Raw genomic sequence first — 18,233 nt, 5'->3', positions numbered from 1 at the left:
GCTATGTCCCCGAACACCTGTCAGGCATGTCCCCGGGCTGAACACTTGTGCCTAGGATCCCGGGTTCAGCCGCGACAAGCCCAAGCCTTGGAGGCGCGGCCGCGCCTCCACCCCACAGTGAGGGATAGCGGACAGCGGGATCCTAGGGACAAGCCCTAGGATGACGGCAGCGAGGGGGTGGCCCGGACAAGCAACTTCCTTCCGCCAAAATTGGCTTTCCCAGCAAAATCCGGCGGAACATTCCCCACAACACGACGTACTCTCACCCCATGAGCGCCGATGGCTTTACCGCCGCGCCGCCCCCCGGGGCGCGCGAAGACTGGACGATCGATCAGGGCTGGGCCGACTACACGGCGCAGGAACACGCCACCTGGGACATCCTCTACGAACGCCAGGCCGCCCTGCTGCCCGGCTACGCCTGCGATGAGTTCCTGCACGGCCTGCAGGCCCTGAACCTGCACCGCGGCGGCATCCCCAACTTCGACGAGATCAATGTCGAACTCCAGCGCCTGACCGGCTGGAGCGTCGTCGCCGTGCCCGGCCTGGTCCCCGACAGTGTCTTCTTCGACCACCTGGCCAACCGCCGCTTCCCGGCCGGCCAGTTCATCCGCCGCCGCGACCAGCTCGACTACCTGCAGGAGCCGGACATCTTCCACGATGTCTTCGGCCATGTGCCGATGCTGACCGACCCGGTGTTCGCCGACTACATGGAAGCCTACGGCAAGGGCGGCCAGCGAGCCCTGGGCCTGGGCCAGCTGCACAACCTGGCCCGCCTCTACTGGTACACCGTCGAGTTCGGCCTGCTCGAAACCCCAAAAGGCCTGCGCATCTACGGGGCCGGCATCGTCTCTTCGCGGACGGAGTCGATCTTCGCCCTCGACGATCCCTCCCCCAACCGGCTGGGCTTCGACCTCGTCCGCACCATGCGCACCCCCTACCGCATCGACGACTTCCAGCAGGTCTACTTCGTCATTCCCGGCCTGCAGGCCCTGCTCGACGCCACCCTGCAGGACTTCGCCCCGATCTACGCCGAGCTGGCGACCGCGTCCGACATCCCGATCGACGCGGTCCTGCCGACGGACCGCGTCTTCACGACCGGGACCCAGGCTTACGCGAACGCTGGCGGGCGCTTGGCCAAGGCGGGCTGAAGCTTCAGCCCGAACAGCGGCCGCAGGAACGGAATCCGCCGCGCCACCTCGTTGGTGACCAGGCAGCCGGCCACGGTGATGGCGATCAGGATCACCGCCTCCAGCGGCTGCCACAGCCCCAGCTTGGCCAGGTGGTAGCCGGCCACGACGATCACCGTCTGATGGATGATGTAGAAGGGGAAGACCGCCAGGGTCAGCCAGGTCAGGACCGGCCCGCCCCGCATCAGATGGCGCGCGCCGAAGCCCAGCACCGCCGCGATGGCCACCCAGCTGTTCAGCGCCCAGACACAGCGCATCACCTGGCGCAGCGCTTCCGGCGGCACGACGTCGTCGCCTCGCCAGATCCAGGCGTAGGTCGCCCAGACCGCCCAGCTGGCCAACCAAAGGGCCAAGGCCGGCCAGCGGGCCTTCTCGAACCCGGCCTTCACGGACGGCGACTTGGCGGTCAGGAAGCCGAAGAAGAAGGCGCTCAGCGAGACGGCGTGGTTGTACCAGTCGTCGACCAGGGCGTGGGTGACCTCGAACATCGGAAACAGCACCAGCCGCATCACCGCCAGCACGACCACGGGAACGACGATCAGCGCCCAGGCCGGCAGGCGGTCGAGCGCGGCCTCAGCCACCTTGAACGCCTTCGGCGCCAGCCACAGCAGCAGGGCCAGCAGCAGGGTGTAGAGGAACAGGTAGGCGACGAACCACATGTGGTTCCAGGTCGGGGTGATCAGGCACTCACCGTCCTTGCACCAGTTCCCCGAGGCGGTCAGATACCTGCCCCAGAAGGTCAGGTAGCTGTCGGTGAACTGCGGCGCCTTCTCGATGAGCTCATAGTAGGACTGCGGCGGCACGATCAGCACCATGGCCAGCAGCAACGGCGGCAGCAGCCGCGCCGTCCGCAACCCGGCCAGAGCCCCCGGCTTCATCTTGTCGGCCATGAACCGCGTCGCCGCCCCCGAGACCAGGAACAGCAGGGTCAGCCGCCAGGGATTGGTCAGCTGCATGACCGGCTCCAGCCACGCCACCGGATGCGGGCTCTTCACGTGCCAGTCCCAGGGCACGTAGAACATGCCGACATGGTAGAGGATGAGCAGGCCGAATGCCCCGACTCGGATCCAGTCGAGGTCATGGCGGCGGTCGAGGGAGAGGTCGGAATTCACGGGATGGCTCCGCTAGTGGCGAACGATGGCCAGCAGGGATGGCGCGGGCCCTGCCCCGCCGCCAAGACCGTCGGGCTGTCCGGCGCCGCACCGGTGACCAGCGGGAGCGGCCTGTGACGAACGGCGACGCATCCGGGACGAACAGCGCCGCGCAAGTCGCCGCCAAGCTCGCCGACCGCCGCGCCTTCTGGCTGTGCCTGGCCGGCGTGACCCTGTTCGTGGTGGCGCTGAACAGCGTCAACGTCCTGACCTTCATGGCCGACAATCCCGGCGACCCGACTCGGGGCGTGGTCGTCGGCGAAGTCACCAGCGCCATTGCCGGCCTGGCGATGATCTGGCTGCCCTGGCTGACTGTGCGCCGCGTGCCGCTCAACAGCCTGCCCTGGTGGCGGACATTGGCCATCCACGCGGCCGTGCTGTTGCTGTTCTCCCTGGTCCACGTCGCCGGCTTCGTCCTGCTGCGCCACCTGATCTGGGGCGCTCTCGGCGAGACCTACGATTTCGGAAACTGGCTGGAGCGGTTCCCCTACGAATTCCGCAAGGACGCCGTCTCCTACAGCATCATCATGTTGGCCTTCTGGCTGGTTCGCGAGCGCATCGTCGCCGCCGCCATGCCGCCGCCCGTGTGCGAACCCGCCACCTTCGACATCCGCGACGGGGCCAAGCTGGTCCGCGCCAATGTCGCCGACATCCTGGCCGTCTCCTCGGCCGGCAACTACGCCGAGTTCCACCTGGCCGACGGCCGCAAACCGCTGATGCGCGCCTCCCTGGCCAGCCTGGAGGCGAAGCTCGCCGAACAGGGCTTCGTCCGCACCCACCGCTCCTGGCTGGTCAACGCCGCCCGGGTGACCGAGCTCTCGCCGGAAGGCAGCGGCGACTACGCGGTCACCATCGGCGGGGTGGTCGCGCCGCTGTCACGGCGGTTTCCCGAGGCCCTGGCCCGCCTGCGCGGCGGCTAGCGCTGGAACGGATAGAAGTCCGAGCCCAGGTCCAGGATCTGGGTCAGTTCGTCCAGCGCCGTCCGGCTCTCCACCAATAGCGACGGATCGGCCAGGTCGGCCGGCAGCAGCCGGTCGCGATACCGCGCCCCGGCCCAGGCCTCGAGGCGCTGCTGCAGGGCCGGGTCGAAGCGCTGGCCGGGATTGGCCGCGGCCAGCTCGCCTTGCGTCAACACCACCCGCAGCCGCAGGCAGGCCGGTCCGCCGCCGTTGCGCATCGACTGGCGGACGTCGACGTACTCCACCCGGCCAATCGGGCCGTTGCCGCTGACCAGCCCCTGCGCCACCGCATGGGCGCGCGGCGTCTCGGCGACCTCCGTCGGCGCGATCAGGGTCAGCCGGTCATCGCCGGGCAGGCTGATCAGCATGGAGTTGAACAGGTAGCTCTTCACCGCCTCGCTCAGCGGCAGGTCAGCCTCGGCGACCTCGACGAACACCGGCTCGAAGCCCGCAACGCCGCGGATGTCGGCCTCGACGGCGGCGCGGTCCTCGAAGGCGGCCTCATGGAAGAACAGGCACTGCTTGGCGCCCACGCAGACCACGTCGTTGTGGAACACCCCCGCCTCGATGGCCCGCCGCGCCTGCCGCGCGAACACCGCCCCGCCGGCCCCGTGCCGGCGCCGCACCGCCTCGAAAGCCTGCCGCGTCTGCCGAGCCGGGAACCGCCCGCTCCAGGCCTCCCAGGCGTCGCGCCCCCAGACGAACAGGTTGACCCCCGCCTCGCCGTGGTCGGCGCAGAGCCGCACATGGTTGGCGGCGCCCTCGTCGGCGAAGTGCGGTTGGGCCGGCAGCGGGTCGTGGACAGCGAAACGGGCCTCGTCCGGGAACAGCCGGCGCAGGGACCGCGTGGTCTGCTCCCCCTCCAGGCTGCGGTGCAGGTTGGTCAGCAGGTTGGCCGGGGTGAAATGCACACGCCCATCGGCGGCGTCGGCGCTCGGCGTCACCGTGGCGGCGTTGGCGGCCCACATCGGACTGGCCGAGCAGGCGGTGTTGAGCAGTTCCGGCGCCGTCCGCCCCGCCGCCTCGACGACGGCGGCGTCGGTCCCGCCAAACCCCAGCGACCGCAGGAACGCCACATCCGGCCGCTCATGCGGCGGCAGCACGAACTGGGGCAGGCCCAGGTCGTGGAGAAGGCGCATCTTCGACAGTCCCTCGACCACCGCCCCGCGCGGGTTCGACGGCTCGCCCTTGTGGATCTCGCTGGCCAGGTTCCCCGGCGCCAGCCCCGCGAAGCTGTGGGTCGGGCCGACGAGGCCGTCGCAGTTGGCTTCGACGGCGGCGGTCATGCGCGCCCCCCTACCCTGTCATCCTCCGGCGCCCGCAGGGCGACCGGGGGACCCAAATGTCCGCGTGAAAACTGCCGAGAGTCTGTCCAGAGCCGCCTTGGGTCCCCCGGTCCGCTGCGCGGCCGGAGGATGACAGCAGGAGGGATCGCCGTCACGACTTCAGCCCCCTGATCTCACCCAGCGTCGAGACCACCCGGTCGGCCTCGAAGCTGGCCACCGGATAGGCGCAGTAGTCGGCCGCGTAGTAGGCGCTCGGCCGGTGGTTGCCGCTGTCGCCGAGGCCCCCGAACGGCGCCGTCCCCGCCGCCCCGGTGGTCGGCCGGTTCCAGTTGGCCACCCCGGCCCGGATCCGCTGCTGGAACCGCGTCCACAGCGCCGCGTCATCGCTGATCAACCCCGCCGACAGCCCATAGCGCGTATGGTTGGCCAAACTCATCGCCCCGTCGAAGGTCGCCGCCCGCCGCACCTGCAGGATCGGCGCGAAGATCTCCTCGTCCGGCGTCTCGTGATGGCCGACGTCATAGATGCCCGGGGTGATGAAGGCCTCGCTCAAACCGGCGATCTTCCCCGGCGCCCGCAACGCCACGCCGCCGAGCTTGCCCGCCGCCTCACGTGCCGCATTGGCCCCGCGGGCGTGGATCAGCGGCCCCATGAACGGCTCCTCGCCATTCCACGGCCCGATCCTAAGTCGGTCGGTCAGCGCCAGCAGCGCCTCCAGCACCGCGTCGCCCTCACGCCCCTCCGGCAGCACCAGCCGCCGCGCGCACGAACACCGCTGCCCGGTGGTGATGAAGGCCGACTGCACGACCAGCGCCGCCGCCGCCTCCGCGTCCACCGCGTCCCACACCACCAGCGGATTGTTCCCCCCCAGCTCCAGCGCCAGGATCACATGCGGCCGCTCGGCGAAATGGCGCCTGAAGTGCGCCCCCGCCGCCCCGCTGCCGGTGAACAACAGGCCGTCGATGTCCTGGTCGATCAGCGCCGCCCCGGTCTCCCGCCCGCCCTGGACCAGGTTGAACACCCCCGGCGGCAGGTCGGCGGTCTCCAGGACCTGAGCCATGATCTCGCCCGACCACGGCGTCTCCTCCGACGGCTTGAACACCACCGTGTCCCCGGCCAGCAGCGCCGGCACGACATGGCCGTTGGGCAGATGGACCGGGAAATTGTACGGCCCCAACACCGCCATCACCCCATGGGCCCGGTGCCGCAACACCGCCCGCCCGAACCCCGTGGCGCTCTCCCGCACCCCGGTCCGCTCGTCATAGGCGGCGATCGAGGCGTCGACCTTGGCGATCATCGAGCCGACCTCGGCCGTGGTCTCCCACAGCGCCTTGCCGGTCTCCCGCGCGATGGCCTCGGCGAAGGCCGGCTGCATGGCCTTCAGCCCCGCCTGATAGCGCCGCAAGGCCGCCACCCGCTCCTCGCGCGGCAGGTCGGCCCAGGGATGGAAGGCCGCCCGCGCCGCCGCCACGGCCCGCTCGACATCCGCCGCGCTCGCAGCCGCCCCGGCCCAGACCACTTCCTCCGTCGCCGGATCGACCGAGACGAACTCCACGCCATGCCCCGGCCGCCAGGCGCCGTCGATGTAGTTGCCCTTGCTCACGATTTCACACTCACCGCTTCGCCTTCGCCAAGCTGCAGCGCCTCGGCCGCCTCCCGGCTCATGATCGCCTTGACCCCGTCGACCAGCACCGGCGTCCGCACCGCCCGGAAGCTCCCGATGGCCGTGGTCGAGACCAGCGCCTCCTCGCCATAGGCCTCTTCGTCCGTGCCGATGGCCACGGTCAGCCGCCGCGCCTCCTTGACCGTCTTGATGTCGTCCCGGTGGCAGCTCACCGTCGGCCCGGCGTCGAACAGGTCGACCAACCCGTGGAAGCGGAAGCCCTCCCGCTCCAGCATGGCCCGCGCCGCCTCGCCCTCGCGGTGGCATTTGCCGATCACCGCCCGCGCCTCCATCGGCAACAGGCCGACATAGATCGGATGCCTTGGCGCCAGGTCCAGAATGAACTGCCCGTTGGTCGAGGCGCTCATCCGGTCGGCCTCATCGAAGGCCAGCGGGAAGAACCGCCCGGCCACATGGTCCCAGAACGGGCACGACCCGTCCTCGTCGAACCAGCCGCGCAGCTCGGCCAGCACCATCTCGGCGAACCGCGCCGGCTCGATGCCGATCAGCATGTAGCGCGATTGCGCGAGCAACCGCCCGGCCCCGCCCTTGCGCTTCTCCGGCCGCAGGAACAGCGAGCCCACCTCCGACCAGCCGGCGCATTCATTGACCATCACCAGCGCCTGGTGATCGAACCGCAGCTCCAGGGTCGGCGACGACTGCGCCAAGGTGACGACGCGAAGCGAAAAGTGCGGCCGCTTCAGCCCCACCCCGGCCTTCACCCCGGCCACGCCGGCGATCGTCCCGTCGGACGCATCCTCCAGCATCAGGGTGTACCAGGCCTCCGGCGGCGCCACCGTCCCCTCGAAACTGGCCGCCGACAGCGCCAGCCGCTCACGCAGGGTCGGCTCGTCCTCGGGCAGGCTGGTAAACCCCCGCCCCGACAGCACGGCCAGCTCCATCAGGGTGTCGAAATCCGAAGGCCCCGCGGGCCGCACGACGAACATCAAAACTCTCCAAACATCGTGGCGCACGACCGCTGGTGGGCCCGCCTCCTGGTCCGTCGCTCACGCTCCGAACCGTCCTCCGCCCGCAAGCGGGCGGAGAGCGAAACCGCTTCGCTCTCCCCCATGTAATGGGGGAGTGGCTTTGGCGAGCGCTGCAAGCGAGCCAAACCGAGGGGGTCCCCCCCGCCGCCTGCCGTCCTCACGCCGAAACCTCATCCATCATCCGACGCAGCGCCAAGGCATCCACCTCCCCGCTCGCCATCTTCATCAGCATCAGCGCCGACAGCTGCGCCCGCTCGACAAAACTGTCCGGCCAGGCGAACTCGTCCTCGCTGTGGATGTCCCCGCCGCGCACGCCCAGCGTATCGACATTGGGCAGCCCCACGGCGAACAGATTATTCCCCTCGCACACCCCGCCCGACGGCTTCCAGGCGATCTCCTGCCCCAGCGCCGCCCCGACCTCGCGCACCGCCCCAAACAGCGCCGCCTGCGCGCCGTTGAACGGCTTGGCCGCACGCGTCACCCCGCCGAACATCTTCACCGCCAACCCCTCACCGCGCCCACAGCCACAGGCCCGCTCGATCCCGCCCTCGAGCCAGCGCGCCGCGTCGGCGTCCGGGAACCGCACATTGAACCGCACCACCGCCACGTCGGGCACCACGTTCAGCGCCGAGCCGCCGTCGATCCGGGCGACATTGACCGTCACCCCGTCGCGCCCGCCGTTCAGCCCGTCCAGCGCCCCGGCGATCCGCGCCGCCGCCGTGATGGCGTTGCGCCCCTCGTCGAAGGCCCGGCCGGCATGGGCCGAGCGCCCGGTCACCTTGACGTGGAAGTTGCCGCTGCCCTTGCGCCCGGCGGCCAGCGTGCCGTCGGCCAGCGCCGGCTCATAGGTCATCCCCACATGCCCGAGGCGCCCGATCCTGGCCAGCACCGGCCCCGAGGCCAGCGACCCGACCTCCTCGTCCGGCGACAACAATAGCCGCCAGCCGACCCGCTCGCGCCCGGCGAACCCTGAGCCCCCTCTTCCTTCAAAAGCCTCCAGCGCCGCCAGCATCACCGAGATGCCGCCCTTCATGTCGGCGATCCCCGGCCCGTGCAGCGCCCCGTCGGCCCGCGTCCCCACGCTCTGGAACGGACTGCCAGCCGGAAACACCGTGTCGTAATGCCCGGTCAGCACCACCTGCACAGGCGCGTCGGGGCGCATCGTCGCCAGCAGCGCCGGCGCATTGGCCACCTTGCGCTCGCGCCCGTCGGCCGTCACCTCGATGGTCGGCGCCAGAGCCACCTCCTCCAGCGCCGCCGCCGGCAGCCCGGCCGCGATGGCCCCACTCAGCAGCCCCTTGGTCGTCTCCAGCCCGTCCAGATTGCGACTGCCGCTATTGACGGCGCACCACCCCACGGCCCGCGAGACGAGGTCGTCCCCACGCCCGGCGATGGACTCCAGAACCGACCGCTCCCGCGGGTCAACCAGCATGCGAGCCCCTCTGGACCTGACGTTACGCCATTGCCCGCGGACCCAATCCCCAAGAGGGGCGTCGACGCGGAGGAACTACGAAGGCGGCCCCCGGAATGGCGCAAGACGGGAGTCGCGGATTGGGGAGCAGTGTTAGCGGAGGGATGACGCGGGGTGAAGCCCATATAGGCGGGCGCCGGAATGCCCTCCGTTGCGCTCAGCCGCCTGCCATGATTGCATCCAGAATCCAATCGCGCCCTGACTGAGCATAATTTTGTCTGTCCTCGACCCCTGCGCAGCCGACGTCATGGAGCTGGGGGATAAGCAACTTCGCTCGCTGGTGATACGACTATGCGAAGCCGAGTTGCGAAGTCAGGGACAATCCGTAGCATCGATCCTGGCTGGCGGCGATCAAAACGCCCGAGACGGCGGCATTGATCTTAACATTGACAGTACCGCATCAGTGACGCCGTGGATTCCACGCCTTCCGCTGGGCATTCAAGTAAAATCCGAAAAGATGGCAGCGTCGGCTATTCGCCGAGAGATGCGCCCGCACGGGACCCTTCGCGCCTCAATAGCCGACATTGGAAACTCCGGAGGTTCTTACATCATCGCCTGCGGAGCTGATGACTGCACTCACGAGATGATCAAAGAGCGAAGGTCCGCGATGCGCGCAGCGGCCGACGAGTTCGATGAGGACCAGCTTGTCCTAGACTTTTACGACGCCGATCGCCTCGCAAGGTGGGCCGCGAGTCATGCTTCCGTTGCCCTGTGGCTGACCGGCTCGTCCGGTCGATCATCGAAGGGTTGGACCGGGCATAGCCGTTGGGCAACGCAGGACAGAGACATTTCAGACGAATACTTGGTCGATGACATCCCGAGGGCATCGTTTGAGCGCTCAAGCGAAGTGATTTCAATCGGTGACGCGTTGGGCACGGTACGCTCCATCTTAGCCAAGCCCAACAAAATCGTCAGACTTGTTGGCCTCTCCGGCATGGGAAAAACTCGATTTGCGCAGGCCTTGTTTGAAGAGAAGGAAGTAGAAGGGACCCCTCCTCTAAACCCAGACTTGGCCGTTTACGGAGACGCCGGTGCCGCTCCCGAGGTTACTCCCGACGCCATTGCCAACCAACTTGTGGCCCGCCGGGGAAAAGCGGTACTCGTCGTCGACAATTGCCCCGCCGCGCTCCACAGACGTCTTGTCCCAATAGTTCGAGAAATCGGAAGCAATGTAAGCCTGTTAACTATTGACTTTGACATAGGGGACGATTTTCCCGAGCACACCGAGACACTTCATCTTCTTCCGGCCGGCGACGATTTGATAGAGCAGTTGCTCCGCCAACGCGCTCCGACGCTCAGCCATAAAGACCGCTCAAGAATTACCGAGTTCTCCGGAGGGAATACCCGAATAGCTTTGGCCCTCGCGACCAGCAGCGACGTAAGCGGTTTGGCTAAGCTCCGTGATCGTCAGATCATGGACAGACTTTTCCTCACAGACAGACGAGCTCCAGACGAGGCTCTAAGACGGGTGGCTCGAGTGAGTTCACTTGTCTACGCCTTCGAAATGGCGCCCCAAGAAGTGCCAGACGAAGCTCCTTACCTTGCCGTGTTGGCCGAGGTTTCAGACGCTGTCTTTCAAGACAAGTTCGCGGAATTGCTGGAACGAGGCCTCGCACAACAACGCGGCTCTCAGCGTGCAATTCTGCCTCAAGGTCTAGCGGCAGATTGGCCGACGAGGGCTTAGACAGAACGCGGGAAGACGCCATCTGGAAGTACCTCGTTGTGGAGGCCCCCGCGCGACTAAAGCGTTCGTTCTCACGTCGCCTAGGACTGCTCCACACCAACGCTCAGGCCATAAGGATCGCTGAACGCCTGATAGCTGATGCCGAACGTATAGACGACGGCCCCGACGACAATCCTGACGCATGGTATGTCGTCGAACATCTAGCCCCGGTCGCGCCAAAGGCAGCACTTGAGTTTGTCGCGCGTAAGTTTGATCGGCGAAGCCCGGACCTCTCGTGGTGGGCCAGGAGCAGAGACCATCGGCTCTTGCTCGCCCTCGCACATGATGCAGACAACTTCGAGCAAGCGGCAACGTTGCTCGGACGCCTTGCCAATGCCGAGCGCTCGAAGGATCACGGCACTGCCAATCGAATGGCTTTCCAGAGTCTGTTTCAGATCGCCCGCTCGGGAACCGAGGCCCCGCCTGCCACGAGATTTGAACTAATCGGAAGGCTACTCAGATCTCCCAACGAACTGGATGTTGCTCTCGGGTTGGATGCAGTGGAGGCATCACTCCGCGTAAAGACATCGGCAATTGGTTCAGCAAGCTCCTTCGGTGCTCGGGCCATGAATGGCGGCTGGAGCCCTGCCACAGATGACGAAATAACCAGTTGGTTTAGAGAAGCCCTCAGGCTTGCATTGGACGCATCAGGGAAGAGTCAAGATATTCGTCCACTAGTTTCGGCGAGCTTGGGCCAGATGCTGGCCGTTGCTCCTTTGGTTGATTTGGCGATCAGCACCCTTCGCGATCAATCCGCGACCGCCTTTTGGCGAGACGGTTGGTTCGCGGTCTGTAGAGCGATTTCTACACTGCTGCGGAACGGGGAAACGGTCGATAGTCGAATCCGTGATCTAGAATACTGCATGCGACCAAAATCAGTCGAAGACCTATTCGAAGCGTGGGTCCTGGGCGAACCAAACAAGTGGCAGAGTCCTGATGGAAGCCGACGAGAATCTTGGGACGGCTTTTTTGAGAATTCGCTGGCCCTGGGCCACCAGGTTTCGAATGCCCCATTCGCGCGGCGACTGGTTACCAAACTTGCTCAGGAGAACTCCCAGGCCCGCGCCTACAACCTCGGTGTCGGCATTGGGGAGCGCGCATCAGATCCCAGCGCCGTTTGGACGGAATTCAAGGAAGCAATCAACCTATCGGGCAACCCGGCTCGCATAGCCGCACTGCTGCGAGGCTATTTCTCCGCGGTCTTCGTGCGAAACCCCAAGCTGGTGAACGCGTGGATCGATGAGATAGAGGCCGATCCCCTCCTAATCACTCTGTTGGCCCCGATACAGCTTGCCCTCAGACCGATTGACGGAAGAGGCGGAGAACGACTCCTTTCTGCCCTTGAAAGAGATTTTACGAATTCGTTTGAGTATTTATCAGAACTTCAGTTCGGACGACTGTCCGAAACGATCCCAGATGACGTACTTTCTAATATATTGAAGTCTCTGTCCGATGGAGATCGCTCTCGTGGGTCGCGAATCGCGATAGATGTTCTCTATATGCGTTTCCACGGTTCTGAGATTTCAGACGGCTCCCCTCTTTTTGAGACAGGGCGTTACCTGCTCCTGAATCAAGACTTCAGCCAAGCAAAGGGGCGCGATCATACTGTTGCCGAGATTGCACGCCGTTGCCTCGCCGGTCCGGCGGGGTGGGACTGCAGCAAGAGACTGCTAGACGCGCTGTTGAAGGAAATTCGAGACGGCTTCGCGGTGCCCGAATGTCAGGAAATGGTTGGCGTCATTCTGTCACTTCACCCCAAACCAGCGCTTGATCAGATTTTCCGTGCCAGGCGCAATATCCACCGTTCGAATTTGGGCTGGCTCCTAGGCGGAGTTGACAGCGACGATGGGCCGGAAGTCCGACCTATAGCTTTAGTCGAGGACAAGACCCTGCTGGAGTGGGTTTTAGTCGATCCGAAGCGCCGCACGAGCTTCGTCGCTTCTCATATTTCCTACTTCCAAGTGGCAGATGGGCAAATGGACTGGTCGCCGATTGCGAGAGAACTCATGGAAATACCCGGCTGTGAGCTCTCCGCGCTTCGCGCTTTCGAAAGCCGTTTTGCCGTCGGCTCTTGGACAGGTAGCGCATCTAGTCGCTTTTACCGGAGAATGGCCCTTGCGAGCGGCCTAACCCAATCCCCCAATGCAGTTGTTCGCGATTGGGCAACGGCTGCAATTGTGCACTTGAAGGAATGGATTGACTCCACCGAACGCCGAGAGAGAGGAGCCGGTGAGCGCTTCGAATAAAGCTGTTCCAATCGAAAGTCCTCATCCAGCCCCCTACCCCCGCACCATCATCCGCACCACACTCCCCAACGCCCCGCACGCCGCCGCCAGCTCCCGCTGTCTTGCCCGCAGGTCCGCCGCCATCTCCTCCTGCGCCTGGCTGACCCAGGTTCCGACGTCGCCCTCGGCGCAGCCCTCGCGGCCGGCGCGGGCCAGGGTCTCGATGCGGCGGGGGTCGTCGGCGGCGCCGAAGAGGTGGATCTCGGCGACGGCGGCGCGGCGGACCTGGGCGCGGGTTTCGGGGTCGAGGTCGGCGAGGCTGGGCATGGCGGGCTCCTTGGGCCGATGTTCCTCATTTGTTCCCGCCTGAGTCAAGAGCCCGGCGCTCAGGTTCCTGTGGATGGCCGCCCTGGCCGGGACCGCCGCCGCCATGCCCCAAGGCCGCCAACGCTGGCCGAAAAGACAAACCCCGCCAATAGCTTAGCGAATATGTCTAGACATATTCACCCCTCCAAAGGCCCTTCCGCGGCCCCTGCCCGGCCGCCGACCCGTCGGCGTAGGTCGCCGCGGGCACGCGCCGGCCAACAAACCCCGCCGCTCGACCAACACACCGACCAACGCCCGGGGCCACGTCCGCAGCGCTCGAACCCACCCCAAACCCCACATTTGCGGGCCTTTCGCCCGCCGCCCCGCCCCTTCCGGACGACGACGCCTTTTTCCGTTGGCCGGCGCCCCCGTGCTATAATGGTCCCGCTTCGATAGCCGCCCCGCCCGCCCGCGCCGCGAAACCCCGGCCGCCGCGCCCCCGCTCAACCGGTCCTTAAGCCCGACAGGGTACACAGCCGCCGGATGGGGGCTCCACCGACCATGACCACCGACCGCGCGGCGCGTGACGCCGCCCTCCGCGCCATCGCCGCCCTGCGGGGCAAGGACCTCATGGCCCGGATCGGCTTTGCCGTCTTCATCGGCGCCATCGGCTGGTCCCTGGTCCCCGGCCTGGCGGCGCCGACCTGGCTGGCCCTGGTGTTGATCGGCCAGGGGCTGGACCACATCATCTCCGCCCCCCTGCGCGCCCCCACCGCCGAGGGCCGGCCGCTGCCCGCCGCCTTCCGCTGGGCCTTCCTGACCAGCATGACCCTCAACGCCTTCCTCTATTCGGGCCTGGCGGTCTGGCTGTGGCTGGAGGGCACGCCGGTCGGCATGGCCTTCGCCCTGTTGTCGCTGTGCGGCTCGCTGATCAACAACGCCCTGCAGATGGCCCGCACGCCGCGCGCGCTGCCGTCCGTGATCGGCCCGCCGGGGCTGTACATCGTCGCCCTGCCGCTGATCTCCGGCCTGACCAGCCCGGCCCACGACGGCCTGCAGATGGCGCTGATCTCGATCGGGGCGGCGGTCTTCATCCTGCACGCCCTGATGGCGGTCAAACGCATCTGGACCTCGACCCGCCAGATGGAGACGGCCATCGAGACCGCCCAGAAGGCCAATGCCGCCAAGAGCGACTTCCTGGCCACGATCAGCCACGAGATCCGCACCCCGATGAACGCCGTGGTCGCGGCCGGCGACCTCTTGCGCCGCTCCGAGCTGACGCAGGTTCAGGCCGAACATGTCGCCATGCTGGGCAACGCCTCGGAGGTGCTGCTGGGCCTGCTCAACGACGTGCTCGACCTGTCGCGCATCGAGAGCGGCAAGCTGGAGGTCGAGCTGGCCCCCTTCGACCTGACCGACAAGCTGGCGGCCGCCACCCAGCTGTGGCGCGCCAAGGCGGCCGACGGCGTGGAGTTGCGCTTCGAGCCGGCCGGGGCGCCGGCCCGCATCATGACCGACCCGCTGCGCTTCCAGCAGATCGTCTCCAACCTGCTGTCGAACGCCACCAAGTTCACCCGCCATGGCCAGATCGTCGTCCGCGCCGGCCAGCTGATCGGGCTGGACGATCCCCTGCTGTGGATCGAGGTCGAGGACAGCGGCAGCGGCATGGACGCCGAAACCACCGGCCGCATCTTCTCCAGCTTCGAACAGGGCAGCAGCGGCGTCACCCGCGTGCACGGCGGCACGGGCCTGGGCCTGGCCATCAGCCGCCGCCTGGCGCAGCTGATGGGCGGCTCGCTGACCGTGCGCAGCCAGCTGGGCCAGGGCTCGGTGTTCCGCTTCGAGATCCCGCTGATGCTGGCCGAGGCCGTCGCCGCGCCGGCGGAGGACGCCGAGGAGGGCTGGGGCGGGACCGGGGTGTCGGTGCTGCTGGCCGAGGACCATCTGGTCAACCAGCGCATCGTCCGGCTGATGCTGGAACCCTTCGGCGCCGCCGTCACCATCGCCGCCAACGGGGCCGAGGCGGTCGAGCTGGCCGCGGAGCGCCCCTTCGACGTCATCCTGATGGACATGCAGATGCCGGTCATGGGCGGGGTCGAGGCCGCGATGCGCATCCGCGCCGGCGGGCCCAATGCCGCCACCCCCATCCTCGCCCTGACCGCCAACGCCCTGGCCGAGCACCGGGCCGAATGGGCCGGCGTCGGGGTCGAGGTCTTCATCACCAAGCCGGTCGAGATGCAGGTGCTGCTCGACCATGTGGCCGCCGCCGTGGCCGTCCCTGTCATCGCTGAGGCCAGAGAGAAGGAAACCCTGACCGCCTGAAACGGGGACACATTGAAGTGCCGCCAGCGCCGGCGTCGGCGCCCGCTCCGACGGTGGGCGGCAATTCAATGTGTCCCCTCTGCCCCCGTCTGACCGCTTGAGGCGGCGGGAATACCGGATAACTTTGCGCCATGCGCAAAGCCCTCATCCCCCTCCTCGCCCTCTCCCTGATCGCCCTCCCCGCTACCGCCCAGACCGGCAAGCGCGAGGTTGGCAACCTGGTCTATGACGGCGCCCCCGAGACGCCGCCCGCCCTGCGCGAAGCCATCGCCCCCTACTACGCCGCCCGCTGGGCGACCTTCGAGGACTGGCTCGCCGACGGCTCCATCCTGATCGCCACCCGCTTTGGCGATACGCAACAGATCCACCGCGTGGAAAAGCCTGGCGGCGCCAGGACCCAGCTGACCTTCTTCGCCGAGCCGGTGAACAGCGCCCAGGCCGTGCCTGGCGACGCCGGCCGCTTCCTCTACCCGCGCGATGTCGGCGGGGCGGAATACTACCAGGCCTTCCTGCGCGACCTCGACGGCGCCGAGGTGGCCCTGACCGCCCCCGGCACCCGCAACGAGAGTTTCGTCTTCAGCAAGGACGGCAAAACCGTCGTCTGGTCCCAGGTCACGCCCGGCAAGGGAGACTACGACATCATGCTGGCGGAGGTCGCCAATCCGGCCGGTCGCCGCCTGGTCCACAAGGGGACCGGCGCGATCAGCCCTGAGGACATCAGCCCGGACGGGAGCCGCGTGCTGCTGAGCCGCTACGTCAGCGCGGCCGAGAGCCGGCTGTTCGTGCTCGACCTGAAGACCGGCGCGGCCACCCCGCTCGGCGCGACCGACCGCAAGGTGGCCTACGCCAGCCCGAAGTTCACCGCCGATGGCCAGGGCGTGGTGGTGCTGTCCGACGACGGCCAGGAGGTCGCCCTGCCGGTGGTCCTCGACATCGCCTCTGGCAAGGCGCGGCAGCTGTCCTTCGTCGACGGCCCGGGCCGCACCCGGCCGCCGATCTGGGGCGCCGAGGCCCTGACCCTGAGCCCCGACCGCCGCACCGCCGCCGTGGCTACGAACGAGGAAGGCTACACCCGGCTGGAGCTGTACGACCTGACCCGCGCCGACGGCGTCGCCAAGGTCGCCGTGCCGCTGCCCAAGGGCGTCGGGACCGGCATGGGCTTCTCCGACGACGGCAAACAGCTGGCCATCAGCCTGTCGACCTCCGTCGGCGCCGACGACGTCTGGACCTACGACCTGGCGACCAAGGGGCTGACCCGCTGGACCCACAGCGAACTGGGCGGCCTGCAGCCCGCCAAGCTGGTCGAGCCGTCGCTGATCCACTACTCCAGCTTCGACAAGCGCCGAATCCCGGCCTTCGTCTACCGCCCGACCACGCCCGCGTCCGGCAAACGCCCGGTGATCATCCAGATCCACGGCGGCCCCGAGGCCCAGGAACTGCCGCTGTTCAGTCCCCGCCGCCAGAGCTGGGTCAACGAGATCGGCGCCGTGGTCATCGTCCCCAACGTCCGCGGCTCCTCCGGCTACGGCAAGACCTACCTCTCCCTCGACAACGCCGAGAAGCGCGAGGACAGCGTCAAGGACATCGGCGCCCTGCTCGATTGGATCGCCACCCAGCCCGACCTCGACGCCAACCGCGTCGCCGTCGTCGGCCAATCCTACGGCGGCTACATGAGCCTCGCCGTCGCTGGCCGCTACAACGACCGCATCGCCGGGGCCATCGACCTCTACGGCATCAGCGACTTCGTCACCTTCCTGGAGAACACCGAGGGCTACCGCCGGGACCTGCGCCGGGCCGAGTATGGGGACGAGCGCGACCCGAAGATGCGCGAGGTCTTCGGCCGCATCGCCCCCCGCGGCTACGTCGCCGCCATGAAGAAGCCGATGATGGTCTACCAGGGCGCCAACGACCCCCGCGTGCCGATGAGCGAGAGCGAGGCCATGGTCGCCCAGCTGCGCAAGCAGGGCACGCAGGTCTGGTACGTCCTGGCCAAGGACGAGGGCCACGGCATCGCCCGCAAGTCCAACCAGGAACAGGTGCGGGCCACCGAGATCGTCTTCCTCAAGAAGGTGCTGGGGGTGGAATGATTGCCTTGGCGTCGCCAACGGTCGGGTGCATAGCAACGGGCGCTCCGCATTCCGCCGGCGCGCCCCGAAAGGAGCCCGGCCATGGCCAAGGGCCAGAAAAAGTCCAACAAGGAAGTCCGCAAACCCAAGCAGGCCAAGGCCCCGCCGGCCGCCGGCCCGTCGCCCTTCCTGACGCCGCCCGGCAAGAAGTAGGTGGCTGTCGAGACGGTTCACCTCGTCCAGTCCTACGTCGCCGGCAAGGGTCGGGCGAAGTTCCGGGCCGAACAGGCCGTGGGCTGCAAGACCGCCGAGGAAGCCCGCCGCAAGGCCGAGCGGCTGGGCCCGTTGCGGCTGGGCGTGGTCGCCTACAGCATCTCGGCCGACACCGAGATGGGCGACTACGACGAGAACCCGGTGCTGCTGTTCAAGTCCGGAGAGCTGCCGCCGCCCTTCGACGAGCTGTAGCATGGTGACGCCGGACCAGGCCCGCGCCCTGGCCGGCGCCCTGCCGCTGGTCGAGGATACGTCCAGCGACCGCGCCCTGGCCTTCGCCGTCGCCGGCAAGGGCTTCGCCTGGAGCCTGATGGAGCGCGACGCGCCCCGGAAACCCCGCGCCCCGGTGCTCGGCGTCCTGGCCGTGCGCTGCGACATCGCCCGCAAGGAGATTCTGATCGAGGCGGCGCCGGAGATCTTCTTCTCCACCGACCACTACCGCGGCTATCCCGCCGTGCTGGTCCGCCTCGATATGGTCGAAGCCGACGAACTGGCCGGCCTGCTGGCCGAGGCCTGGGCCATCCAGGCCCCGGCCAGGCTGAAGAAAACCACGGCCGGTGTCGGAACCGGCGCCGCCGCCGCGTCCTTGGGAGACAATCAGAGGAGCTGACT

General features: G+C 67.5%; 15 protein-coding genes. 9 read left to right on the top strand and 6 right to left on the bottom strand.

Features of this window, described 5'->3' with window-relative positions; genetic code table 11:
- Window positions 1-269: 269 nt before the first annotated feature.
- The gene (phhA, locus tag AC1RSK_RS22635; protein WP_492909949.1) at window positions 270-1,148 is read left to right on the top strand and encodes a phenylalanine 4-monooxygenase; all 879 of its coding nucleotides are present in this window, start codon (window positions 270-272) and stop codon (window positions 1,146-1,148) included.
- Here the strand turns inward: phhA and AC1RSK_RS22630 are convergent.
- Entirely contained in the window at window positions 1,109-2,299 is a 1,191-nt protein-coding gene (locus AC1RSK_RS22630; RefSeq protein ID WP_492909948.1) for an acyltransferase family protein, read from the bottom strand. The two genes, phhA and AC1RSK_RS22630, sit on opposite strands and share 40 nt — an antisense overlap.
- 113 nt (window positions 2,300-2,412) lie before the next feature.
- On the opposite strand from AC1RSK_RS22630, the gene AC1RSK_RS22625 reads away from it, so the two are divergent.
- Window positions 2,413-3,258, top strand: a complete 846-nt coding sequence (locus AC1RSK_RS22625) for a LytTR family DNA-binding domain-containing protein (protein ID WP_492909947.1) — start codon at window positions 2,413-2,415, stop codon at window positions 3,256-3,258.
- Here AC1RSK_RS22625 and AC1RSK_RS22620 read toward each other — a convergent pair.
- From AC1RSK_RS22620 to AC1RSK_RS22605, 4 genes are all read right to left on the bottom strand, one after another.
- Window positions 3,255-4,583: an N-succinylarginine dihydrolase gene (locus AC1RSK_RS22620; RefSeq protein ID WP_492909946.1), complete on the bottom strand. Its 1,329-nt coding sequence runs from the start codon at window positions 4,581-4,583 to the stop codon at window positions 3,255-3,257. The genes AC1RSK_RS22625 and AC1RSK_RS22620 overlap by 4 nt on opposite strands.
- Window positions 4,584-4,734: 151 nt before the next feature.
- Entirely contained in the window at window positions 4,735-6,186 is a 1,452-nt protein-coding gene (astD, locus tag AC1RSK_RS22615) for a succinylglutamate-semialdehyde dehydrogenase (protein WP_492909945.1), read from the bottom strand.
- A complete protein-coding gene (locus AC1RSK_RS22610; protein WP_492909944.1) occupies window positions 6,183-7,193 on the bottom strand; it encodes an arginine N-succinyltransferase in 1,011 nt (336 codons plus the stop codon). Before AC1RSK_RS22610 ends, astD begins: the two co-directional genes overlap by 4 nt.
- A gap of 199 nt (window positions 7,194-7,392) precedes the next feature.
- Complete coding sequence (locus tag AC1RSK_RS22605; protein WP_492909943.1) at window positions 7,393-8,667, bottom strand: hydrolase; 1,275 nt, start codon at window positions 8,665-8,667, stop codon at window positions 7,393-7,395.
- A gap of 253 nt (window positions 8,668-8,920) precedes the next feature.
- Here AC1RSK_RS22605 and AC1RSK_RS22600 point away from each other — a divergent pair, with 253 nt between their 5' ends.
- Together AC1RSK_RS22600 and AC1RSK_RS22595 are read left to right on the top strand one after the other, a co-directional pair.
- Complete coding sequence (locus tag AC1RSK_RS22600) at window positions 8,921-10,390, top strand: ATP-binding protein (protein WP_492909942.1); 1,470 nt, start codon at window positions 8,921-8,923, stop codon at window positions 10,388-10,390.
- Window positions 10,372-12,675, top strand: a complete 2,304-nt coding sequence (locus tag AC1RSK_RS22595; RefSeq protein ID WP_492909941.1) for a hypothetical protein — start codon at window positions 10,372-10,374, stop codon at window positions 12,673-12,675. Before AC1RSK_RS22600 ends, AC1RSK_RS22595 begins: the two co-directional genes overlap by 19 nt.
- 33 nt (window positions 12,676-12,708) lie before the next feature.
- On the opposite strand, the gene AC1RSK_RS22590 is transcribed toward AC1RSK_RS22595, so the two are convergent.
- Window positions 12,709-12,981 carry a hypothetical protein gene (locus AC1RSK_RS22590; protein WP_492909940.1) on the bottom strand — a complete coding sequence of 91 codons (273 nt, stop codon included), beginning with the start codon at window positions 12,979-12,981 and terminating at the stop codon, window positions 12,709-12,711.
- Window positions 12,982-13,521: 540 nt separating this feature from the next.
- Between AC1RSK_RS22590 and AC1RSK_RS22585 the strand changes: the two genes are divergently transcribed.
- From AC1RSK_RS22585 to AC1RSK_RS22565, 5 genes are all read left to right on the top strand, one after another.
- Window positions 13,522-15,282, top strand: coding sequence for an ATP-binding protein (locus AC1RSK_RS22585; RefSeq protein ID WP_492909939.1), 1,761 nt, complete (start codon window positions 13,522-13,524; stop codon window positions 15,280-15,282).
- A gap of 131 nt (window positions 15,283-15,413) precedes the next feature.
- A complete protein-coding gene (locus AC1RSK_RS22580; RefSeq protein ID WP_492909938.1) occupies window positions 15,414-17,369 on the top strand; it encodes a S9 family peptidase in 1,956 nt (651 codons plus the stop codon).
- A gap of 81 nt (window positions 17,370-17,450) precedes the next feature.
- Entirely contained in the window at window positions 17,451-17,561 is a 111-nt protein-coding gene (locus AC1RSK_RS22575) for a hypothetical protein (protein ID WP_492909937.1), read from the top strand.
- The gene (locus AC1RSK_RS22570; RefSeq protein WP_492909936.1) at window positions 17,562-17,813 is read left to right on the top strand and encodes a hypothetical protein; all 252 of its coding nucleotides are present in this window, start codon (window positions 17,562-17,564) and stop codon (window positions 17,811-17,813) included. It abuts the gene before it with no gap.
- A 1-nt stretch (window position 17,814) separates the two neighbouring features.
- Complete coding sequence (locus tag AC1RSK_RS22565) at window positions 17,815-18,231, top strand: MmcQ/YjbR family DNA-binding protein (protein ID WP_492909935.1); 417 nt, start codon at window positions 17,815-17,817, stop codon at window positions 18,229-18,231.
- The last annotated feature ends 2 nt before the right edge of the window (window positions 18,232-18,233 follow it).

The sequence above is a fragment of the Caulobacter sp. GW821-FHT11A05 genome, from assembly GCF_058809015.1.
The sequence above is the reverse complement of the archived record's forward strand: the minus strand, read 5'-3'. Positions and strand labels throughout refer to the sequence as shown.